The organism is Pseudomonas sp. 1152_12 (assembly GCF_052850675.1).
The window spans coordinates 1-20,766 of the sequence record NZ_VXCW01000016.1 but is presented as its reverse complement, the minus strand read 5'-3'; the positions used below and the strand labels follow the sequence as shown (position 1 = coordinate 20,766).

The 20,766-nt window shown below is 60.6% G+C and carries 21 protein-coding genes and 2 pseudogenes; 16 read left to right on the top strand and 7 right to left on the bottom strand.

Translation table 11 applies throughout. The features are described 5' to 3' along the window. The first annotated feature begins 35 nt into the window (after positions 1-35). The 4 genes from FW764_RS24525 to argE are packed head-to-tail and all read left to right on the top strand — an operon-like array spanning position 36 to position 3,632. Positions 36-1,367: a flavin-containing monooxygenase gene (locus FW764_RS24525; RefSeq protein ID WP_446436142.1), complete on the top strand. Its 1,332-nt coding sequence runs from the start codon at positions 36-38 to the stop codon at positions 1,365-1,367. 24 nt (positions 1,368-1,391) lie between these two features. Continuing rightward, positions 1,392-1,802: a RidA family protein gene (locus FW764_RS24520; protein ID WP_003207327.1), complete on the top strand. Its 411-nt coding sequence runs from the start codon at positions 1,392-1,394 to the stop codon at positions 1,800-1,802. 10 nt (positions 1,803-1,812) lie between these two features. Next, the gene (locus FW764_RS24515; protein ID WP_446436141.1) at positions 1,813-2,490 is read left to right on the top strand and encodes a DUF1028 domain-containing protein; all 678 of its coding nucleotides are present in this window, start codon (positions 1,813-1,815) and stop codon (positions 2,488-2,490) included. After that, positions 2,487-3,632, top strand: a complete 1,146-nt coding sequence (gene argE, locus FW764_RS24510) for an acetylornithine deacetylase (RefSeq protein WP_446436140.1) — start codon at positions 2,487-2,489, stop codon at positions 3,630-3,632. The genes FW764_RS24515 and argE overlap by 4 nt, the downstream gene beginning before the upstream one ends. A 156-nt stretch (positions 3,633-3,788) precedes the next feature. On the opposite strand, the gene FW764_RS24505 is transcribed toward argE, so the two are convergent. Continuing rightward, entirely contained in the window at positions 3,789-4,700 is a 912-nt protein-coding gene (locus tag FW764_RS24505) for a LysR substrate-binding domain-containing protein (RefSeq protein WP_446436139.1), read from the bottom strand. Positions 4,701-4,950: 250 nt separating this feature from the next. Between FW764_RS24505 and FW764_RS24500 the strand changes: the two genes are divergently transcribed. Then, a complete protein-coding gene (locus FW764_RS24500) occupies positions 4,951-6,366 on the top strand; it encodes a purine-cytosine permease family protein (RefSeq protein WP_446436138.1) in 1,416 nt (471 codons plus the stop codon). A 460-nt stretch (positions 6,367-6,826) separates the two neighbouring features. Here FW764_RS24500 and FW764_RS24495 read toward each other — a convergent pair whose 3' ends face one another. Next, positions 6,827-7,801: a hypothetical protein gene (locus FW764_RS24495; protein WP_446436137.1), complete on the bottom strand. Its 975-nt coding sequence runs from the start codon at positions 7,799-7,801 to the stop codon at positions 6,827-6,829. Positions 7,802-8,173: 372 nt separating this feature from the next. On the opposite strand from FW764_RS24495, the gene FW764_RS24490 reads away from it, so the two are divergent. From FW764_RS24490 to FW764_RS24460, 7 genes are all read left to right on the top strand, one after another. Further along, positions 8,174-8,902, top strand: coding sequence for a hypothetical protein (locus tag FW764_RS24490; protein WP_446436136.1), 729 nt, complete (start codon positions 8,174-8,176; stop codon positions 8,900-8,902). A gap of 736 nt (positions 8,903-9,638) precedes the next feature. Beyond that, the gene (locus FW764_RS24485) at positions 9,639-9,932 is read left to right on the top strand and encodes a fructose-bisphosphate aldolase (protein WP_446436135.1); all 294 of its coding nucleotides are present in this window, start codon (positions 9,639-9,641) and stop codon (positions 9,930-9,932) included. A 295-nt stretch (positions 9,933-10,227) separates the two neighbouring features. Beyond that, positions 10,228-10,614 carry a hypothetical protein gene (locus FW764_RS24480; RefSeq protein ID WP_446436134.1) on the top strand — a complete coding sequence of 129 codons (387 nt, stop codon included), beginning with the start codon at positions 10,228-10,230 and terminating at the stop codon, positions 10,612-10,614. Positions 10,615-10,847: 233 nt separating this feature from the next. Then, complete coding sequence (locus tag FW764_RS24475; protein ID WP_446436133.1) at positions 10,848-11,339, top strand: GNAT family N-acetyltransferase; 492 nt, start codon at positions 10,848-10,850, stop codon at positions 11,337-11,339. 321 nt (positions 11,340-11,660) lie between these two features. Next, on the top strand, positions 11,661-12,089 hold the full coding sequence (locus FW764_RS24470; RefSeq protein WP_446436132.1) for a hypothetical protein: 429 nt from the start codon (positions 11,661-11,663) through the stop codon (positions 12,087-12,089). 70 nt (positions 12,090-12,159) lie between these two features. Next, positions 12,160-12,585, top strand: coding sequence for a GNAT family N-acetyltransferase (locus FW764_RS24465; RefSeq protein WP_446436131.1), 426 nt, complete (start codon positions 12,160-12,162; stop codon positions 12,583-12,585). Positions 12,586-12,665: 80 nt separating this feature from the next. Next, positions 12,666-13,553: an AraC family ligand binding domain-containing protein gene (locus FW764_RS24460; protein WP_446436203.1), complete on the top strand. Its 888-nt coding sequence runs from the start codon at positions 12,666-12,668 to the stop codon at positions 13,551-13,553. Here FW764_RS24460 and FW764_RS24455 read toward each other — a convergent pair. Beyond that, a complete protein-coding gene (locus tag FW764_RS24455; RefSeq protein WP_446436130.1) occupies positions 13,495-14,082 on the bottom strand; it encodes a LysE family translocator in 588 nt (195 codons plus the stop codon). The two genes, FW764_RS24460 and FW764_RS24455, sit on opposite strands and share 59 nt — an antisense overlap. Before the next feature lie 205 nt (positions 14,083-14,287). On the opposite strand from FW764_RS24455, the gene FW764_RS24450 reads away from it, so the two are divergent. Continuing rightward, positions 14,288-14,875: a TetR/AcrR family transcriptional regulator gene (locus tag FW764_RS24450; RefSeq protein WP_446436129.1), complete on the top strand. Its 588-nt coding sequence runs from the start codon at positions 14,288-14,290 to the stop codon at positions 14,873-14,875. A gap of 38 nt (positions 14,876-14,913) precedes the next feature. Here the strand turns inward: FW764_RS24450 and FW764_RS24445 are convergent. Then, positions 14,914-15,081 (bottom strand): annotated as a pseudogene (locus FW764_RS24445) (winged helix-turn-helix transcriptional regulator); the annotation flags it as partial. Positions 15,082-15,099: 18 nt separating this feature from the next. Between FW764_RS24445 and FW764_RS24440 the strand changes: the two are divergent. Then, entirely contained in the window at positions 15,100-15,444 is a 345-nt protein-coding gene (locus tag FW764_RS24440; RefSeq protein WP_446436128.1) for a hypothetical protein, read from the top strand. A gap of 13 nt (positions 15,445-15,457) precedes the next feature. Here FW764_RS24440 and FW764_RS24435 read toward each other — a convergent pair whose 3' ends face one another. Beyond that, entirely contained in the window at positions 15,458-16,342 is an 885-nt protein-coding gene (locus FW764_RS24435; protein ID WP_446436127.1) for an NAD(P)/FAD-dependent oxidoreductase, read from the bottom strand. Between the two features lie 144 nt (positions 16,343-16,486). On the opposite strand from FW764_RS24435, the gene FW764_RS24430 reads away from it, so the two are divergent. Then, positions 16,487-16,924 (top strand): Rrf2 family transcriptional regulator, encoded by a 438-nt coding sequence (locus tag FW764_RS24430; RefSeq protein WP_446436126.1) that lies wholly within the window; start codon positions 16,487-16,489, stop codon positions 16,922-16,924. 6 nt (positions 16,925-16,930) lie between these two features. On the opposite strand, the gene FW764_RS24425 is transcribed toward FW764_RS24430, so the two are convergent. Further along, a complete protein-coding gene (locus FW764_RS24425) occupies positions 16,931-18,376 on the bottom strand; it encodes a mechanosensitive ion channel domain-containing protein (RefSeq protein ID WP_446436125.1) in 1,446 nt (481 codons plus the stop codon). 118 nt (positions 18,377-18,494) lie between these two features. Next, complete coding sequence (locus FW764_RS24420) at positions 18,495-19,361, bottom strand: pirin family protein (protein WP_446436124.1); 867 nt, start codon at positions 19,359-19,361, stop codon at positions 18,495-18,497. A gap of 363 nt (positions 19,362-19,724) precedes the next feature. On the opposite strand from FW764_RS24420, the pseudogene FW764_RS24415 reads away from it, so the two are divergent. Next, a pseudogene (locus FW764_RS24415) lies at positions 19,725-20,766 on the top strand (efflux RND transporter periplasmic adaptor subunit); the annotation flags it as partial.

Genomic DNA, 20,766 nt, shown 5'->3' with positions numbered 1-20,766 from the left:
TTATTAAAAACCGCCCTCCCCCTAGCCTTGAAGCCATGCCCAAGCTGAATCCAACTGCATTACGCAAGGACAGAGACATGACTCAAGCCATAACAACAATAGACACGCTGGTGGTCGGCGCCGGCCAGGCCGGCGTGGCCATGAGCGAGCACCTGAGCAAGCAAGGCGTGCCGCACTTGGTGCTGGAGCGCAGCCGTATCGCCGAGCGCTGGCGCACCGGGCGCTGGGATTCACTGGTCGCCAACGGCCCGGCCTGGCATGACCGTTTTCCCGGCCTGGAATTTGATGACGTGGCGGCCGACGGCTTCGCGCCAAAAGAGCGCGTGGCGGACTACTTCGAAGCCTATGCACGCAAGTTCAACGCGCCGATCCGCACCGGCGTGGACGTGACCTCGGTGGTGCGCAATATGGGCCGCCCAGGCTTTACCGTGCACACCAGCGAGGGCGTGATCGAAGCCAACCGCGTGGTCGCCGCCACCGGGCCGTTCCAGAAGCCTGTGATTCCGGCGATTGCACCTAAAGACACTGCCCTGCACCAGATCCACTCCGCCGACTACCGCAACCCGACGCAACTGCCCGCCGGTGCGGTGCTGGTGGTGGGCGCCGGTTCGTCCGGTGTACAGATCGCCGATGAATTGCAGCGCTCCGGCCGTCAGGTGTACCTGTCGGTCGGCGCCCATGACCGCCCGCCACGCGCCTATCGCAACCGCGATTTCTGCTGGTGGCTGGGCGTATTGGGCGAGTGGGACCAGGCCGCGATGAAACCCGGCCGCGAGCACGTGACCATTGCCGTGAGCGGCGCCCACGGCGGTAAGACCATCGATTTTCGCGAGTTGGCCCAGCAAGGCATGACCCTGGTTGGCCTGACCCAAGCCTTCAACGGCACCACCGCCAGCTTCCAGCCCAACCTGATCGACAACCTGGCGCGCGGCGATGAGAACTACCTGGCCCTGCTGGATGCGGCGGACGCCTACATCGAGCGCAACGGCCTCGACCTGCCGCTGGAGCCCCAAGCCCGACGCGTATTCCCGGATGCCGAGTGCATCCAAAACCCGATCCTGGAGCTGGACCTGGCCAAGGCCGGTATCACCTCGATTATCTGGGCCACCGGGTTTGCCGTTGACTACAGCTGGCTCAAGGTCGATGCGTTTGACGCCGCCGGCAAACCGCAACACCAGCGCGGCGTGGCCCCTGAGTCGGGTATCTACTTCCTCGGCTTGCCGTGGCAGTCGCGCCGGGGCTCGTCGTTTATCTGGGGCGTGTGGCACGACGCCAAGTACGTGGCTGACCACATCGCCATCCAGCGCCAATACCTTGAATACCGCGAACCCGCACTGGTTGCCCACCCGTCGCCTGTCATCGCCTGATCACTTTTTTCGGAGTTTTTTTTGATGCCTACTCACACTCGCATCCGCATGTTCAACACCAAGGAAACCTACCCTAACCAGAGCCTGGACAACGACCTGTGCCAGGCCGTGCGCGCCGGCAACACCGTGTATGTGCGCGGCCAGGTGGGCACCGACTTTGACGGCAACCTGATCGGCCTGGGCGACCCGCGCGCCCAGGCGGAGCAGGCGATGAAAAACGTCAAGCAACTGCTGGAAGAAGCCGGTTCCGACCTGAGCCATATCGTCAAGACCACCACCTACCTGATCGACCCGCGCTACCGCGAGCCGGTGTACCAGGAAGTCGGCAAGTGGCTCAAAGGCGTGTTCCCGATCTCCACCGGGCTGGTGGTCTCGGCCCTCGGCCAGCCGCAGTGGCTGATGGAAATTGACGTGATCGCCGTTATTCCCGAATAAGGAGCCGCACATGACCTTTTCAATCGTCGCGCGTTGCGCAGACACCGGCCAGCTGGGCATCGCCATCAGCTCCTCGAGCATCGCCGTGGGCGCCCGCTGCCCGTGGCTGCGCCCCGGTGTGGGGGCGGTCTCGACCCAGAACATCACGTTGCCGGCCCTGGGCCCGGACGTGCTCGACCTGCTGGAACAAGGCCTCGACCCTGCTGCCGCCGTCGACAAAGCCCTGACAAGCAATGGCTACAGCCAATACCGGCAACTGACGGCGATTGATCACCTGGGCCGCAGCGTGCATTTCAGCGGCAGCGAAACCCTCGGCACCCACAATGCCGTGTCGGGCGAACAGTGCGTGGCCGCCGGCAATATGCTCGCCGACCGCGCGGTGATCGAAGCGATGGTCACAGCGTTTGAACACGGCGAAGGCCAACTGGCCGACCGCCTGCTGGCGGCGATGCACGCCGCCATCGCCGCCGGTGGCGAAGCCGGGCCGGTGCATTCCGCCGCCTTGGTGGTGGTGGGCGAACTGACCTGGCCGATCATCAACCTGCGTGTGGACTGGGCCGATGAACAGCCGATCGCCGAGCTGCAAAAGCTCTGGGACGCCTACCGCCCACAAGTGCAGGACTACATCGACCGCGCCCTCGCCCCCGACCGCTCGCCCGGTTACGGCGTGGCCGGAGACGACCGATGAACAGCAGCCACGAGTTGCTGCAGACACTGGTGGGGTTTGACACCACTAGCCGCGAATCCAACCTGTTGTTGATCGAGTTTGTAAGCGAGTACCTGGCCGGTCACGGCGTGGCCAGTGAATTGGTCTACAACGAAGAACGCAGCAAGGCCAACCTGTTCGCCAGCATCGGCCCGGTGGAATTGCCGGGCATCGTGCTGTCGGGGCATACCGATGTGGTGCCAGTGGATGGCCAACCGTGGACCGTGCCGCCGTTCGCGCTGACCGAGCGCGACGGCAAGCTGTTTGGCCGTGGCACGGCAGATATGAAGGGGTACATCGCCTGTGTGTTGGCGCTGGTGCCCGCCTTGGTCAAGGCCGACTTGCGCCTGCCGGTGCATATCGCCCTGTCTTACGACGAGGAAGTCGGTTGCCTGGGCGTACGCTCGTTGCTGGCGGTGCTGGAACAAAAACCGGTGAAACCGATGTTGTGCATCATCGGCGAGCCGACCGAGCTGAAACCGGTGCTCGGCCACAAGGGCAAGCTCGCCATGCGTTGCGATGTGCAGGGCGAGGCGTGCCACTCGGCGTATGCGCCGTATGGTGTGAACGCGATTGAGCATGCCGCCGAGCTGATCGGTGAACTGGGGCGGATCGGCCAGCGCCTGCGCGAGCAACAGGACCCGCGGTTTGACCCGCCGTTCAGCACCGTGCAGACCGGGGTGATTTCCGGCGGCAAGGCGCTGAACATCGTGCCGGCGGATTGCCGGTTTGATTTTGAAGTGCGCGCACTGCCGTCGATGGACCCGAGTGAAGTGGCTGAGGAGCTGCAAGCTTACGCCATGCAGCAGGTGTTGCCGCGCATGCAAGTCGTGAGCAAACAGAGCGCGATTCGGTTTACCGAGCTGTCGGCGTATCCGGGGTTGGTCACCGATGAGCGCAGCCAGGCGGCGCAGTTGATTGCAGCGTTTTCCGGCTCCAGGGATTTCGGCACCGTGGCGTTTGGCACTGAAGGTGGGTTGTTTGATGCAGTCGGCATTCCCACCGTGGTGTGCGGACCAGGGAGTATGGACCAGGGGCATAAGCCGGATGAGTTTGTGAGTATTGAGCAGTTGGCCGGCTGTGATGCCATGCTGGAGCGCATGCTCGATTCGATTCGCGCCTAAGCCATCTCTCTATCCAGCACCACAGTGCAACTGTGGGAGCGGGCTTGCCTGCGATAGCGGTGTATCAGGTGGCACCTTTGCAGCTGACCCACCGCTATCGCAGGCAAGCCCGCTCCCACTGTTGATTTTCATGGTCTATCAGAGGGTATTTCAGGGTTAGCCCAGCAACCGCGCGAGTTCTTCGCGGCAGTAATCCACAAACAACTGCACCGGTTTGGTCAGCGGCGCCCGCCGCAGCCACACTGCCGACAACCCAGACCCGGTGACGGTCTCCGTCAACGGCACACACACCACCTTCTGCCCATCATAGGTGTACTCGGTAAACGGCTTGGTCACCAGAATCGAAAACCCAAACCCGCGCCCCACCATGCCCCGCACCATCTCGATCGACGGCGAGCTGAACACAATATTCGGCGTCAACCCACGCTCTTCAAAGATGCTCACGAAGTACGTCCGGCTCGGCAGCACATCGAGCAAAATCATCGGCTCCAGCACCAGATCCGCCAACGACACCTTGGCCTGCTGCGCAAAGCGGTGATCCGCCGGCAACAGTGCATACGGCTGCTGCGGCGGCATCAACGGCGTGGTCTCGATGGTGCCGCCCAAGTCATGCTCAAACAGCATCGCCACGTCGATACTGCCCGCCGTCAGCGCCTGCACCAGCTCTTGCTGCTCGCCATCACGGATGCGGATTTCCACCCCCGGCCAACGCGCCTTGAAGCCGGCGATCAAGCGCGGCAAGTACAACGGCGCCACGGTCTCGAAGCAGCCGATATCGATCTGCCCCGCCACCACATCATTGTCGGCCAGGGCGTTTTGTTCAAACTCATGCGCCACCCGCAACAGCTCCAGCGCCTTGCGATAAAACCGCGCGCCGCTGGGCGTGAGCGACACACCCTGAGCGTGATGGCGGATAAACAGCTGCACGCCAAAACTGTCTTCCAACTGCTTGATCGCGGTAGACACCGACGGCTGCGCGATATACAGCTTGCGCGACGCCTCGGCGACGCTGCCGCACTCGGCCGTGGTCACAAAATATTTGAGTTGGCGCAGGTTATAGGCAGCCATCGGGACCTCCAGAAACGTGGGACTTCGCCCCAAACAAGTGCGCGAAAATCGGCTTTTTCACACGGATTAAAGTCCATGCAACATACCGGAGCAAAAAAACCGGTGAGCTATATTTTTTAAGGTCTATAGCAACAAACTTACTAATTTACCTCCCTGCCCCCATTGCAGATGATCACTCCAACAACAAAGCGCCGCCCGTGCAGCGCACAGCGAAGTACGTCAACGTACTCACCTTGCCTTGGAGCTCGTCATGGTTACCACTGCAACATCCTCCGCCCCGCTTATCGAAAAACACACGATTGGATACGTGCCCCCGGAAGATCGCCACGGAAAGGTAAGAGACCTGTTCACCCTGTGGTTCGGCGGCAACATCGCACCGTTGCCCATCGTTACCGGCGCGCTGGGTGTGCAACTGTTCCACCTGAACCTGCTGTGGGGCATCGTCGCCATCCTCGTCGGCCACCTGGTCGGCGGCGTGTTGATGGCGTTGCACTCAGCCCAAGGCCCGCAAATGGGCATCCCGCAAATGATCCAAAGCCGCGCGCAGTTCGGCTCCCTCGGCGCGCTGCTGGTGGTGGTGATCGCCGGCGTGATGTACATCGGCTTCTTCGCCTCCAACATCGTGCTGGCGGGTAAATCCCTGCACGGCGTGGTCGACAGCGTGCCCGTACCGGTCGGCATCGTCATCGGCGCCATCGGCTCCGGGATCATCGGCATCATCGGCTACCGCTTCATCCACGTGCTCAACCGCATCGGCACCTGGGTACTCGGCGCCGGCATCGTGCTGGGCTTCGGCTACATCTTCACCCACGTACAGACCACCGACTTCCTCACCCGTGGCAGCTTTAACATTTCCGGCTGGCTGGCCACCGTGTCCCTCGCCGCGCTGTGGCAAATCGCCTTCGCACCCTACGTGTCGGATTACTCCCGCTACCTGCCGGCCGACGTGCCCGTCGCCGCAACCTTCTGGACCACCTACCTCGGCTCCGCGCTCGGTTCCAGCCTGGCCTTCATCTTCGGCGCCGTCGCCGTGCTCGCCACGCCGGTAGGCATGGACACCATGGACGCCGTCAAACTCGCCACCGGCGCCATCGGCCCGCTGATGCTGGTGCTGTTTTTGCTCAGCGTGATCAGCCACAACGCCCTCAACCTGTACGGCGCAGTACTGTCGATCATCACCCTGGTGCAAACCTTCGCCTACCGCTGGATCCCCACCGCCAAAAGCCGCGCGGTGATCTCCATCCTCGTACTCGCCGCCTGCGCCATTGCAGCGGTGTTCGCCTCCAAAGACTTCATCGGCCACTTCGTCGACATGGTGCTGGTGCTGCTGGTGGTACTGGTGCCGTGGACGGCGATCAACCTGATCGACTTTTACGCGATTCACAAAGGCAAATACGACATCGCCTCGATCTTCCGGGTGGATGGCGGCATCTACGGCAAGTACAACCCACAGGCGCTGCTGGCGTATGCGGTGGGGATTGCGGTGCAGATTCCGTTTATGAACACGCCGCTGTATGTGGGGCCGATTTCCGAACACATTAATGGGGCGGATTTGTCCTGGGTGGTGGGGTTGGTGGTGACGTCGCCATTGTATTTTTGGTTGGCGAGTCGGGACAGTGCTTATAAACGCAGGATGGAGGGGGGAAAATTGGTGAGTGGGGTTTGAGCCGACTGCCTGTAGTGACTTGATCGTGATGTTTTGAACCACTCATATCCTGGCTTTGCGGCCGGGGTTTGGGTGGTTCTTCAGTTTTTGGGGGGGCGGATTAGTTTTCTATAAAGAGCCAGCTTATACACATGACGGTAGCGGATGTGAAAGCAATCAGTGTCGGTATGACCATCCAGTACTTGAGATGCCGTGGAATTTTTTCAACGTCCTCAGCCCGTACTAAACGCCTCCATTGGAGTACTTTAGGCATAAGAATTATAATAGCCATGGCGAATACGCGTACCTGTCGGCCTTCAAATGGAGCATTACGAAAAATGCGCCTGTGCATGGTTACATAGTCGCTGTGCTCCACAAAGCGTTCTGCTGCATCGAGCTTTTTGAACATGACAAAAAAAGTGAGAAGGATACTGAGTAGCATGATGACGCCCGCGCACATCCCGATGTATTCGAAGACCATTTAATCCCTCACAGTCTCATAGAGAACTTTTCCTGTGCTTTCTCCGAGAGCGCTTCCGGCTTTGCCCAAAACGAGCCCGCCTGTGGCGCCGCCAACGATGGCACATGCCAAGGCTCCGGCGCCTGCTGTAGGTATGCCAAAAACAATCATGCAGGCACTTATTCCTACCGAAGCACCAATACTCCCGCCTAGCGATGCACCACCAACCCCCAGCACCAACTTTCCTCCTTCAACATACTTCGCCTGCGTACACGCTTGCTCACGCCCAGTAGAACACGCCTCCGTTATCTCCAACGCCGTCGCCCCAACATCCAGCGCTATACCAATGTAAGTCCCCTTCCTCAACATCTGCGAAGCCTTGGCTACACGCTTAACCCGCGCCTCATACCCCCGAATTTCTCCATGCTGCCAGTAGCTTTTACTGGAAATCCCCAGCATCTTTTTAATCGAACCTTCGTTTCTCAACCCCGTACCAAAGCGCGCCATGCCCGAGATTTGGCTGTCCAACTTGGCAAACAGCGCCCTTCGCTTAACCAAAAACGCTTCACGCGCGCCCGTGGTGCCCTTTCTCAAGTACTGCTGATGCAAATCCTCGATGTCCATAAGGGTCTTCTCCACTTGCGCCAAGTGCTTGCTCCAAGCACTGCTGGCACTGCCGATGCCAACGGACGAATAGGACAAGATGGCCTGCAACTGATCATAGTTTTTGATCAGGAACTGGTCGGTTGCGGAGTATGCCAACAGGGCGAGCTTAATATTCAGCGCCGAGCGCATCAGCTGTGCCTCTTCAGCGGTGCAGGCGGCGGTTCGGCTGTCGCCAATGATCACCAACTGCCCCGGTAACACCAGCGTGTTGCGGATATGCTGGTTGAGGGTGTCGAATTTGGTGTGAGTACGCGGATCAAGCGCCAGGCTCAATTTGAGCACGGGATAGGGCTGCGGTCGTTCATTGATAAATGCATAGGGTCCCTGCATGCGTGCACCTCCAAGTGACTGAGGCGCACGACTATAAGAAGGCGCTACAGCGGAGGTAAGACGTGTGCAGGGGTGGTTTTGACGTTTCAGAAATGGACTACTTCAGTCTGAGTGCATGCCTACGCACTGGACGTTCCGGGGTGCTTCATCGGCATAGCCATTGAGGAACTAACGGCAGAGAGCGGTCGGATGAAATCAGGAAAAAGTGATAGACGGAACCACTCCTGTCTTGGCTTTACGGCCAGGGCATGGGTGGTTCGTCCATTTTGGGGCCAGCCAGCGAACAGCAAGACGCCGACTGTCGACCGACCTAAAGCTTGCTGCATCCCCGTCGATAACCTCTAGGAAACCCGCCAATCATGGAGTGATTAAATGGCCCTTTCCGTCAGCGCAACCTACCTCTCACCGGCTAACACCCTACTCACGCCTTCCGGACAGAAGCTTGAGTCCCAGCCGATGACGAATGCCGACAAGAACACCCTGGCCAATGCCACGCCAGCGGCCATCTACCACCCCAGTGCAGGCGCCAGCACCACGGCGAAACCGCTGGAGGTCGTCGACACCTGGGTCGGCCGCTCCCAATCACCGGACTTCCCTCGATTTGCCGAGATCGCCGCCGGCGCGCACCAGACGCTAAAAACCTCTTTCCAGGCCTTCCAGGCAACACTGGCGACCAGCGCGCCCGACCTTGCCAGCAAAAAGTACGGCTTCACGGTCGAGGCCGACGGCAAACTCAAAGTGCTCGATACCGCCAGCCAACTTAGCAGCTCGGACACCCAGCGGCTCACCGACCTGCTCAACAACTCGCTGGGGCTTAAAGCGGCAGCCGTGGCTTATCGCAATGCGTCCATTGATTTGGTGGACGCTGATTCGCCGTGGTCGGGGAGTTATATGGGGTTCTACAGCCTGACTAAGGAGAACTTCGCTAAGACGATTGATCTGGCGCCGTTGTTCAAAGACACGCACACGATGGTGCCCGGTGAGTTCAGGAGTGCGACGTTTTTTACTCAGTTGTCTGATAAAGGCGAACGGGCGACGCGGGAGACGGAGGCTGCGATGTTTGAGCGAAGGGCGGCGCAGGGGTTTGTGGTGCGGGTGTAATTGGGGGCTGCGGGGCGGTTGTAGCCTGTTGTGAATGGCTGCAAACGGCCGATTCTGTTGAAAGAGTCGGCTTCGAATTTCACGGCAGAAAAATACGCGCCTGAGGTTGAAATCTGAATTTTTGGCAGTAGTTTCAGGACTCGGATTTCATGTAGCAGCGTCCAGCAGAGGTGTTTTCATCCATCAATATTCGAGTGTTTTGGGAAAACCGACTTTTTCAACACAATCGGTCGTTTGCAGCCGCTCACGCTCGACGGCTCTCGGCAATTTTCACCCCGTCGCTCTATGAATCAATCAGCCCATTTCTGCCAATCATGTCCGCAATCGTGATGGTTAACCGCGATGCTCATGAGCGCTCAGGTCCAACGCAAATGGGCAAGTAGCTTTGTGAAACTAGCCAAAATCTCCTGCAAGAAGAATGAGGGAATTCGGTTGGTGAGGCTTGATACATCCTCTCAGTTGCACCCTGACCAACAGCACTTTATAGTTCGCACCGTCGCCCACCTCGGTCAGCGACCGGGTTTCGCAGCCCAACCAAAATAGAATCAACCTGCACAGTCATCAGACCCTCAGGCGGAGCCCGCCTGCGTCTTGTTTATGGCGGCTGTGCGTGGGAGACCTTCGGGTCTGCCGGGGGTGATTCTTCCTGGTCTGCGAACCCGCGCACAGTTGCCACCCAGACTGTTTCGCAGCAGCAAGGTGGCAGTTCTTTTTACTCAAAATAGAATCGAACCTTATGACTACCCAACACCCGCCCCGCCGCTTCACCCCCATGTCCCAAACCGCAACCGAATACCCTGTCCTCCTCATCGACAGCGACGCCCCGCTCAGCGAGCTCCACGCCTGCGCCAGCGAGCGTCTCAACGCCGCCCTCGCCTACCTGCACCTGATGGCCTGTTCCAATGTGTCCGACTATGCCGAGCACGACATCAATACCGTCGCCAATACCGCTCGGATCATGGTCCAGGATGTGGCGGATGTGTTTACGGTGATGGAGCGGCGGGGGTTTGATATGCCTGCTGTGAGTTGATGTGATTTGAGCTGTGAGAAAACCCGCGTTGGCGGGTTTTCTGGTTGTTGGGGAGGTGGGCAGTTGGGGGCTGGCCTGGCTTTGAGGTGTTTATGCTACCGCCTTCGCGGCCTCGCTTCGGCTCGATAACTCACACAGGTTGATAGGTGCTTGGCGCCGATATGGCGTGTGAGGCGGCGATGAGGTAACTACCTTTCCCGGTTGCCTATAAACATGTAGAGCCATGGCGTGCTCACGCTTGTGCACAGTCGGTGGGCCGTCGCCCTCTGACGGTCAACGCACAGGAGTATTCAACATGATAGGAATCAAGCCGCCATGGCGATCGAGCAACCCTCAGCCGGAGATTGCGACACTGCGCGCGCCCGTGCCACCCGGCATGCCTGATCGGGAAAAGATTCAAGTGGCTGTGGACGCGAAAAATATACTGAGGACGATAGAGGTGTTCTTTGCGGTTGCCGAATCGAACGGCATTCAGCAACCGGAGGTGAGCGTCGGCAAGCCGTATCTCCTTCAGCAAGTTCGCTCTGCGAAAAGGTTGCTGGCGCTTTCGCTAAGGTTCTATCCGGATCTTGCTGATGGCACGTTCAGCCCAACCCACTTGGAGAACGTCAACCGCGTCGGCCCTCACCTCCACAGGGCACTGCGCAATGCCAGGATCGCGGACTACTCGCCAATAGACTAACGGGCCACGGTTGAAACACCGCGGATGTTGGATTGAGGTGTGAGGAAACCCGCGTTGGCGGGTTTTCTGGTTTCTGGGGTGGTGGGGATTGGGGGCTGAGTTGGGTTTGAGGGTGTCTGTGCTGACGCCTTCGCAGCCTCGCTGGGCTCGACAGCTCCCACAGTTTGATCTTTGTTCGACGCAGCTATGGCCGTTATGATGTGGCCTTTCGCTTAACGCCTCAGGAAACGCCCATGCCCGCCCTCGCCTTCCGCAACGCCCTGCCCGCCGATGCCGCCCGTTGTTTTGAGATTGAAATCAGTGCCTATGAAGGCGATGAAGCCGCGACGCTGGAGAAGATCGCCACGCGTATTGCGCAGTACCCGCAGGGTTTTCTGATGCTGGAGGCGGATGGCGCGGTGGTGGGGTTTATCAATTGTGGCTGCGCGCATCAGGTGGTGATGTCGGATGAGGCGTTCAAGGAGTTGGTGGGGCATTCGGCCGAGGCGCCGAATGTGGTGATTATGTCGGTGGTGGTCGACCCGGCGCAGCAGGGCAAGGGTTATTCCACGGCGTTGATGACCGAGTTTGTGCAGCGCATGCGTGCGCTGGGCAAGCAGACGATTCATTTGATGTGCAAGGAGCAGCATGTGCCGTTGTACACGCGCATGGGGTACAGCTATGTGCAGCCTTCGCCTTCGGCGCATGGCGGGATGGCGTGGCATGAGATGGTGATGGGGCTTTAGGTCGTTAGGGGCTGGTGGTCTTTTTGTGTCGGGATTTATGCTCATCAGCCATCGCTCAGAGGGCGACTGTGTTTCAACAGGTAAGGTCGCTGTCTCCATCGCCACTGTCTGGCGCTTAACTTGAAACATCGTACGTTAATTTTAGCCACGCACTACAGACGCACAGCTCGGGCTGTGTGAGTGCAGCCAGCGGCGTTTTACCCCGTTACATCCGCCCAAAATCAACGCATTGAATGCCTTGGCACGGCTCAGTAGTCTGCGATGCACCCAGCCGGAATAGGGTCCGGCGGGTGTTTTATTGACCATCAGAGAGGTGCATTCATGCTTTCAATCAGTGCTTCAATCGCTTCGTTCTACTCACACTACGAAGCAAGCAAGATCAATACCGAAAAACCAACACCCAACCCGCCTCAACACGGGGATGGAAATGACGTGCTGAGGGCCGGCTCGCAAAGCGGGAATGATGTTCTGATGGCCCGCAAGGCGACAGATCTGCAAAGCCTCCACCCCCAGCAGGAGCGTCTTCATAAGCTGTTTGAAACAGCCCAGATCGACAACGGCGACCCCGTTGTTAACCCCATTGACCAAACCGCCGGCGATGATGCTGAGGTGTTCGACCCCGCTACACAGTACTGGCAGGCCACCCAAGCAGCCGGCAACGGCCAGTACACCGCGCTTGGCGATCCTTACCGTGAGGCCATCGATTTCGAGATCAAGGCCGACGGCATGGGAGGATGGCAGCAGGCGTGAAGCAACCGGTGGTATGGCGCATGGCGAACCTGCTGCATACCGCCCCACAGGCACCTATTGAGAGGCAATGATGAGCGCCCCCCTCATTGATATCAGCGACCAGCCCAACCCCGACGCCGAGCGCCTGCTCGGCAACGGCCTGGCCGTGTTCAATGAGGCCATCACCGGTTTCAACGACCGCCTGCCGCTGACGGTATTGGTTAAAGACCCCGATACGCAGCAGGTCCTCGGCGGCATCACCGGCAAAACCACATTGGGCATGGCCTTCCTCGACCTGTTCCACTTGCCCGACTCCCTGCGCGGTTCGGGCCTGGGCAGCCAATTGCTGCACGCCTTTGAAGACGAGGCGCGGCGGCGGGGTTGCCGCAATGCGGTGCTGTATACCCTCAGCTTTCAGGCGCCAGGTTTTTACGAGAAACACGGTTGGGTGCGGTTCGGCGAAATACCCTGTGAACCTGAAGGCAGCAGCCGGGTGTTTTTGTCTAAAGCGCTTTGATCAACGGCCATGGCGATTCAGCCTTGGGCTGTGTAATGATCGCTGCTCGTTGATCAAGGGATGGAGCCTGCGCCATGTCGATGAACACCCCCGTTCACCCCGCGCAAGCGCCGCGCTTTTGGCGTGACGAGCGCTTGCCGTTCATCGAGGCGCGCACCATCGCCGACGGACGCAAGGTGACGTACACCCGCCACGCCCATGAGCATTTTTCCATCGGCGCGATTACCACCGGGCGCAGTTATTACCACTATGGCGCGCAGACGTTTGAGATCAGCGCGGGCACGGTGGTGTTGATGAACCCCGGCGATGTGCATGCGTGCAACCCGATCGACGACCAGCCCTGGTCGTATCATATGATTTACCTCGACACGCCTTGGCTGACCGACCTGCAACATCAGCTCGGTTTCAGTACCGACCAGGGTTATCGACCGTTCAACACCCCGCACACCCGCGACCCGCAGCTGTTCAACAGTTTGCTTGAGCTGTACGCAATGCTGCTGGACGAACAGGCCGAATTGCTGCAAAAGCAGAGCGCGCTGGTGAGTTTTTTTACCGAGGTGCAGCAGCGTTTGAACCCTTCGCTGACGCCGGTGCGCGAGGTTAACCACAAGCTGGAGCGCGCCGCCGAGTACATCCGCGCGCACTGCACCGAGGCGTTGAAACTGGAGCAGATTTGCCTGGCGGCCGAGCTGTCGCCGTCGTACCTGATCCGTGCATTCAAGCAGTATTACGGGCTCACGCCGCATGCGTTTCTGGTCAACCGGCGCATCCAGTTTGCCCGCGCCCAGTTGCGCAACGGCGAGCTGATCGCCGATGTGGCCCTGGCCGCGGGCTTTGCCGACCAGGCGCACTTTCAACGGGCGTTCAAACAACACTTTGCCGCCACGCCCGGGCAGTACCGCGACTTGCTCAAGCCATCAGCAAATAACCCACACTGGCCACCAGCAACGCGGCCATTGAGCGGTTGAACAGGCGCACGCCTTGCGGGTTGCTCAGGTATCGGCGCAAGAAAGTGCCGGCGTACGCCCAGCAGGCCACCGACAGGTAGCAGATCACCAGGTACAGCGCCGCAAACAGCCACACTTGGCGCGCATCGCCATCGGCCACGAACAGGCCCATGCCCGCTACGCAGGCCAGCCAGGCTTTGGGGTTGAGCCATTGCATGATCGCGCCGTAGAGCATCGACGGCGCGGTGGCGATGCCCTCGGCGTCGAGGCGGCCATCGTCGACTGCCAGCTTCCACGCCATGTACAGCAAAAACGCGACCCCGCCCCACTGGATCAACTGGGTCAGAATCGGCCAGCGCACCAGCACTTCATGCAGGCCCAGACCGATCAGCACTAACAACAAGGTGAAGCCGACGGCGGCGCCGAACACGTGTTTCTGGCTGGCGGCAAAGCCGAAGCGCGCGCCAGCGCTAAGGGCGACCACATTCACCGGGCCCGGGGTGATGGAGGTGGCCAGGGCGAAGGCGGCCATGGAGAGGATCAAGCTCATTGCGGTTCCTTTTTGTGATGCCAAGCGAAGATGGCCTCACGGTAAAGGGCGCAACGACTGCGGTATTGAACAAAATCACCCTGGGCCCGCGCCCCTTCGTTATTCAATGCGCCACTGTCGAGCTTCCTCGACAGCAAACAGACCCTGTACCCTGTCGGCGCGCACCGGTTGCGCGACCACCCTTACCCGCCACCTCAGGACGCCAATGCCCAACCCGACTCCTCGCCGGCGCGATGCCGCCGTCACCCGCGACGCCATTTTGGTGGCCGCGCGTAAAGCGTTTGCCCACTCCGGCTACGAGCGCACCGGCCTGAGTGAAATCGCCACCGGCGCGGGGTTAACCGTGATGCTGGTCAACCGCTACTTCGCCTCCAAGGAGCAGCTGTTTGCCGAAGTGATCGCCGAGGCACTGGCCAGCCCCGTCACCCTGACGCCAGACCACCTCAGCGTGCAAAACCTTGGGCGCAGCATCGCCACCGCGCTGGTCAGCATGACTGAAGCCGGCAGCACGCCGCTGGAAGGTTTCCTGATCATGCTGCAGTCGGCATTGAGCACGCGCGCCGCCGTGATGGGTCGCGAACACCTCGAAAAAGCCCACCAGGCGCCCCTGGCCGCTGCACTTGAGGGCGCGCATCACCAGGAGCGCGCAGCGCTGGTGCTGGCGCTAGTGTTGGGCTTTCAGGTGATGCGCCAGAGGCTGGAATTGTCGGCGCTGGCCAAGGCGGACCCGCAGGTGTTGATCGATTTGCTGACGCCGTTGTTTCAGCAGTTAGTGGATGGCCAACCCGCTTAACCCCGCTGCGTGACGAAATCTTCCAGGCCTCGCCCGTGGCCTTTGTCGGTCAGTTGGTATTCGCTGCACGCGCCGACCTCACGGGTGTGCAGCAGGCCTTGCTCGACCATGTCCTTGAGGCGTGTGGTGAGGATGTTTTTCGCCACGCCCAGGTACTTTTGGAAATCGCCGAAGCGCATCACCCCGGCAAACACGGCGCGATGGATATCAGTGGAAGAGTGGTGATGGTTACCGGCGCCAACCCTGGCCAAGCAAGGCGGCGGCGCGCTGATCAATATCCTTTAAGTTCTGAGCTGGCTGAGCCCGCCCGGCTACGGCGGCTACAGCACCTCAAGACCTGCCCAGGGGGCCTGACCAACGGCCTGCGCGGTGACCTGCGCGAGCAGAACACTCTGGTGATCGGCGTGCACCCGGCCTACATCGACACCGACAGGGTGGCCAACATTCAGGTGCCAAAAAGCACGCCCCTGGAAGTGCTCGCGATCACCCCGCAAGCCCTGAGCGAAGACCGCGAAGAGGCGTTGATCGCCGACATGACCCATGCCGTGAAAACCTCGCGGCCCACGTAAACCCCGGCCTACCTCAGCCACTGATCAACGAAAAGTGCGCACCGACCCCGGCGCGCACGCCCTCGCCCACCGCCAGCGCTACGGAGCCGGCGGCCAGTGAAGTGTCACCACAGGCAAACACGCCAGCCACCGAGGTCTGGCGCATGTCGTTGGTGTGCAGATAGGCACCGGTGGGGCCGTCGGCCAACTCACAACCCAATTGCGCGGCCAACGGGCTGATACGGGTGCGGGACATGGTGAAGACGCCGTCCAACGCAATGACCCGACCGTCTGCCAATTCCAGATCAGCGCGTTCGCCGCTGATGCGTGTGACCTGTGTGCTTTGCACCGCAACCCCACGTCGATCCAGCTGCGCCTGCTGCTCGGCATCCGGGGTAAACACGCCATTGGTGAATAAGGTGGTGGTGCCCCAATCCGGCAGCATCAGCGCGTGATGCATCGCCAGCGGCGAGGTGGCCAATACGCCGATGCGGCCTTGGTCGAGCTCATAACCGTGGCAGTAAGGACAATGAAACACCCGCGTGCCCCAGCGTTCTTGCAAGCCTTCGATAGCGGGCAGTTCATCGACCACACCGGTGGCGAGGACCAGGCGTTTGGCCTTGAACTCGCCATTGCACTGGGTGCGCACGCGAAAACCGCCCTGCTCCGCTACGGCCTCGACCACACTGTCTTGTACCCAGGTCACCGTCGGGTATTCCATCAATTGGCTGCGGCCCTCGGCCGCAATGATGCCCGGCGCCTGGCCGTCCTGGCTGAGAAAGCCATGGGAGGTGGCGGCAAAGCGGTTACGCCGCTGCCCTGCGTCGATCATTAACACCTTGCGCCGCGCCCGTGCCAGTTGCAGGCCCGCAGACAGGCCGGCATAGCTGCCGCCCACAATAATGACGTCATGCATCATGAAAGTGATCTCGAGTTGTGTGCACGCGGTTATCCGCGCGCCTTCACGACACACCATAAGTTACGTAAAAATAGCCCGTCAAGGGTCTCGCAACTTTTTAGGTTACGAAGGATACTTTGCAGCGAATCGACTTGAGGTTCTTTGATGAGAAACGACACCCGCCTCTCACGCATGCTGCATGTGCTGATCCATATGGGCCGCCATGAAGAACGCGCCACTTCCGAAACCATCGCGCAAATGCTTGGCACCAACCCGGTGGTGGTACGGCGCACCTTGGGGCTGCTCAAGGAAAAGGGCTACGTGCGTTCGGAAAAGGGCCATCAGGGCGGCTGGTGCCTGGGCAAACCCTTGAGTGAAATCACCTTGCTGGATATTCACAATGCCCTGGGCACGCCGTCGATATTTGCCATTGGCCTGTCCACCGACCACCCCGAGTGCCTGGTGGAACAGGCGGTGAATGCGGCGCTGACAGACGCGTTCGACCAGGCGCAAGCGCTATTGATGGCGCGTTTGGGCGACGTAACGCTGGCGCAGTTGGCGGATGATTTCGACGAGCGCTACCGCATCGCCATGGCGCCTTGATCAGCGCTACAGCCCGCGACTGCGCAGCCATTGCAGGATGCCTTTTTTCACCGGCACGGCCGGTGCGTCCTGGGTCAGGACCTGCGCCGTGTGTAGACGGAAATCCAGTAGCGCCTTCATCGCTTCGCTGATGTCGTGGCGCGCATCCAGGCAGGGTTTCAGGTAGGCCTTCTCGATGCGGTACAGCGTGCAGAAGGTCTTCGCGGAAAAATCCGCCAGCGTCGCCTGATCAGACAGAATGCCCGCTTCGCCAATCACCTCGCCCGGGCCCATGCGCCCGGCTTCGAACGTGTGGCCGCCCTTGATCAGCATCACTGAGACCACGCCAGACTCGACGATAAACAAATGATCGCTGACCTCGCCCGACGGCAGGATCATCTCACCGGCACGGTAGGTGTGCAGGGTCATGTTCTGACTGAAGGTGTCTTTCTCCTCCTGGCGCAGGGTGGAGAAAATCGACGAGCGCTCCAGCAACGCCCGAGCACCAGATAAAGCCGGTGGCACGCTGCCCTCAGCGGCAGACAGCAGGCCCACGCCCGCCGCTTGCAAGTGCCGGAAGGCCAGGTCGTAAAGTTGGTTACGCACTTCGCGCTTGAGGGTCATGGCCGGCACAAAGCCGCTGATTTCGTATTCGACGCCACCGCTGACTGACGTCTTGAATGCCACGCTCGGCGCGGGCTTGGCCAGTAACAGTCGGCAACCTTGCATGGCCCGTTCCAGCGCCTCGATCACGGTTTGCGGGCGCGCGTGCGGGCTGACTTGCAGGCTAACCGCCAGGCCGAACACGTCCGCAGGGCGTGAGAAGTTGATGATCTTAGCCTTGGCCGCCAGGGAGTTGGGGATCACCGCCATGCTGCCCTGGGAGGTTTGCAGGCGTGTGGCGCGCCAGTCGATATCGGTGACCCGGCCTTCGGTGCCGTCGATGGAGATCCAGTCATCCAGCTGATACGGCTTGGTGGTGTTGAGCACAATCCCGGAAAACACGTCGCTCAGGGTGCTTTGCAACGCCAGGCCGACGATGATCGCCACGGCGCCGGAGGTGGCGAGCACGCCCTTGACCGGCAGGTCGAGCACGTAGGCCATGGCGGCAATGATCGCGATCAGGAAAATCACCGCGCCCATCAAGTCCTGCAGCAGCCGGCCGCCATGCCCGACTCGCTGCATCATCACCGTGCCAAGCAATACCGTGAGGGTACGCGCGGCGAACAGCCACCAGCCGATCTGCAACGCGGTGGCGGCCAGGTGCAAGGCGGTGTTGTCGGCGTACGGCGCGAGTTGCATAGGGTTCATGCCGTCGTTGAACAGCACGGCGCTGTACACGGCAAAAATCGCCAGGCGCGCCGCGAGTTTCCAGTTGGCGAGGTTGGCAGAAATAAGCCGCCACACGGCGATGTCGATAAAGATCAGCGCCACGGCGCACAACATCGGGTGATCGGCGATAAATGAGGGCATCCAGGCGACTCCAGGGCGAATGCGCTGAAGATCGCATGAATTGAAGATGTCGGGTATAGCGCAGAACAAAATGTGGGGGCGGGCTTGCCGGCTCCCACAGGGGTATTGCAGCGAGCCTTTAGGCTTGCATCTGCCCAAATTGGCCCGACTGGAAGTCAGCAAACGCCTGGTGAATCTCCTGCTCGGTGTTCATCACGAACGGCCCGTGGCCGACGATAGGTTCATCAATCGGTTCACCGCTGAGCAGTAGCACCTTGGCGTCGTCATTGGCTTCCAACGTAATGTGCTCGCCATCCCGTTCAAACAATGCCAACTGCCCTTGGCGCGCGACTTCCTCGCCATTGACCAGCACCGTGCCGCGCAGGATCACCAGCGCGGTATTGCGCCCGGCGTGCAGGTCCAGCGTGACCGCTTTACCGGCGTTAAGACGCAAGTCCCACACGTCAATCGGCGTGAAGGTACGCGCCGGCCCCTGGGCACCGGCAAACTCACCCGCGATCAGGCGCAACTGCCCGGCGTCGTTCGCCAGCGGCAGCACCGGAATATCGCCATCGACGATAGTCTGGTAACCGGCGTCGGCCATTTTGTCCTTGGCCGGCAGGTTGACCCACAGTTGCACCATCTCCAGCGCCCCGCCGCTGCGGGCAAAGGCTTGGGAATGGAACTCTTCGTGGAGGATGCCTTTGGCGGCCGTCATCCATTGCACATCGCCGGGGCCGATCGTGCCACCGGCGCCGGTGGAGTCACGGTGCTCGACTTCGCCGTCGTACACGATGGTCACAGTTTCAAAGCCGCGATGTGGGTGTTGGCCTACGCCGCGACGTTGTTCGGTCGGTGTGAAATCGGCGGGGCCGGCGTGGTCCAGCAACAGGAATGGGCTGATGTGCTTGCCCATCGCGTCGTAGGAAAACAGTGTGCGCACCGGAAAGCCGTCGCCGACCCAATGGGCGCGGGGGCTGGTGTAGATGCCGATGATTTTTTTCATGGTGTACCTCCAAGTTGCGTACACCCTAAGTCCGCTGGCCGTTGACTACTAGACGGTAAAATCGGCCTTGATCGTTCTACGAGTAGGACAATCCCTGGCCTGGCGCTGGCGTAACAGATGAAATGCGCCACACGTCGAGCCCCCAACGCAGGCCTGGATGATGAGCATCGGGGCCGCACTGCCATCGGCTGAGGCCCAAGGCGCATGGTGGCCATTAAACCCCAGCAGGTTAATAAACACCGCCGAGGGGCCGAGGCGTTTGCCGTGTGGAACATCAAGAGACTGGATTAATTTATATTTCGACCATAATATTAGATAAAATTATGATCGTAATTTTTCCAGTAGTTATCCCCGGAGCCCGTCATGCACCCTCTCCCCTTGCGCCTTCTCACATCCCTGGCCCTGTTGATCTTCATCAGCGGCTGCAACAACAAAGCCGACACCGCCGCCGGCGTGCCCCTGCCCCGCCCAGTGCCCGCGGCGAGAGTTGAAGCCGCCGCCACCCAGCAAAGCGCCTACACGGGCGTGGTGGCTGCGCGCACGCAAAGTGACCTGGGCTTCCGGGTCAGCGGCAAGGTCATCGAACGCAAGGTCGACCCCGGCCAGCACGTGTCCCGAGGTGACACGCTTTTGCTGCTGGACCTCGGCGACTCTGAACTGGCCCTGCGTTCGGCTAAAGAACGTGTGAGCGCCGCCCAGGTGCAAGTGCGTCAGCGTCGCAATGATGAACACCGCTACCAGCGCGTGGCCGAAGCCGAGTTGGCTGCAGCTCAATCCGACGCCAGCCAGATCGAAAACCGCCGCACCTACTCAGCACTCAAGGCCGACAGCGATGGCATCATCACCGACGTGCGCGTGGAACGCGGCCAGATCGTCGCCGAAGGGCAAATCGTCGTGCGCCTGGCCCATGACGGCGCCCGCGAAGCGATCGTCAACCTGCCGGAAAACCAGCGCGACCACGCCTCGCAAAAGGCCCTGGCGTTCGCCTTCGACGCACCGGAGCAGGCCGTCACCGCCACCCTGCGCGAGCTGTCCGCCAGCGCCGACCCGCTCACCCGCACCTACCGCGCGCGCTATGTGTTGCACGGCGCCGTCACCCGCTTCGTCCTCGGCTCGACCATCACCGTACGCCTGCAAGGTAACGGCCAAGCGCCGTACACCCGCGTGCCCAACGGCACGTTGTAAAACGCGGGGCGTGGCACCGACGTATGGCCGATCAGTGATGACGGCAAGGTCAGCTTCGCGCCCGTCAAGGTCGCCGTTTTCGGCCAGGACGACGCCCTGCTCGACAGCGGCCTGACACCCGGCCAAACCATCGTCGTCGTTGGTGGGGACGGTATTGACGGGGCTATTCCTGCCCGCGCTGTGCCGTGTGGTGCCTGGGTGAGAGAAGACGAAGACTACC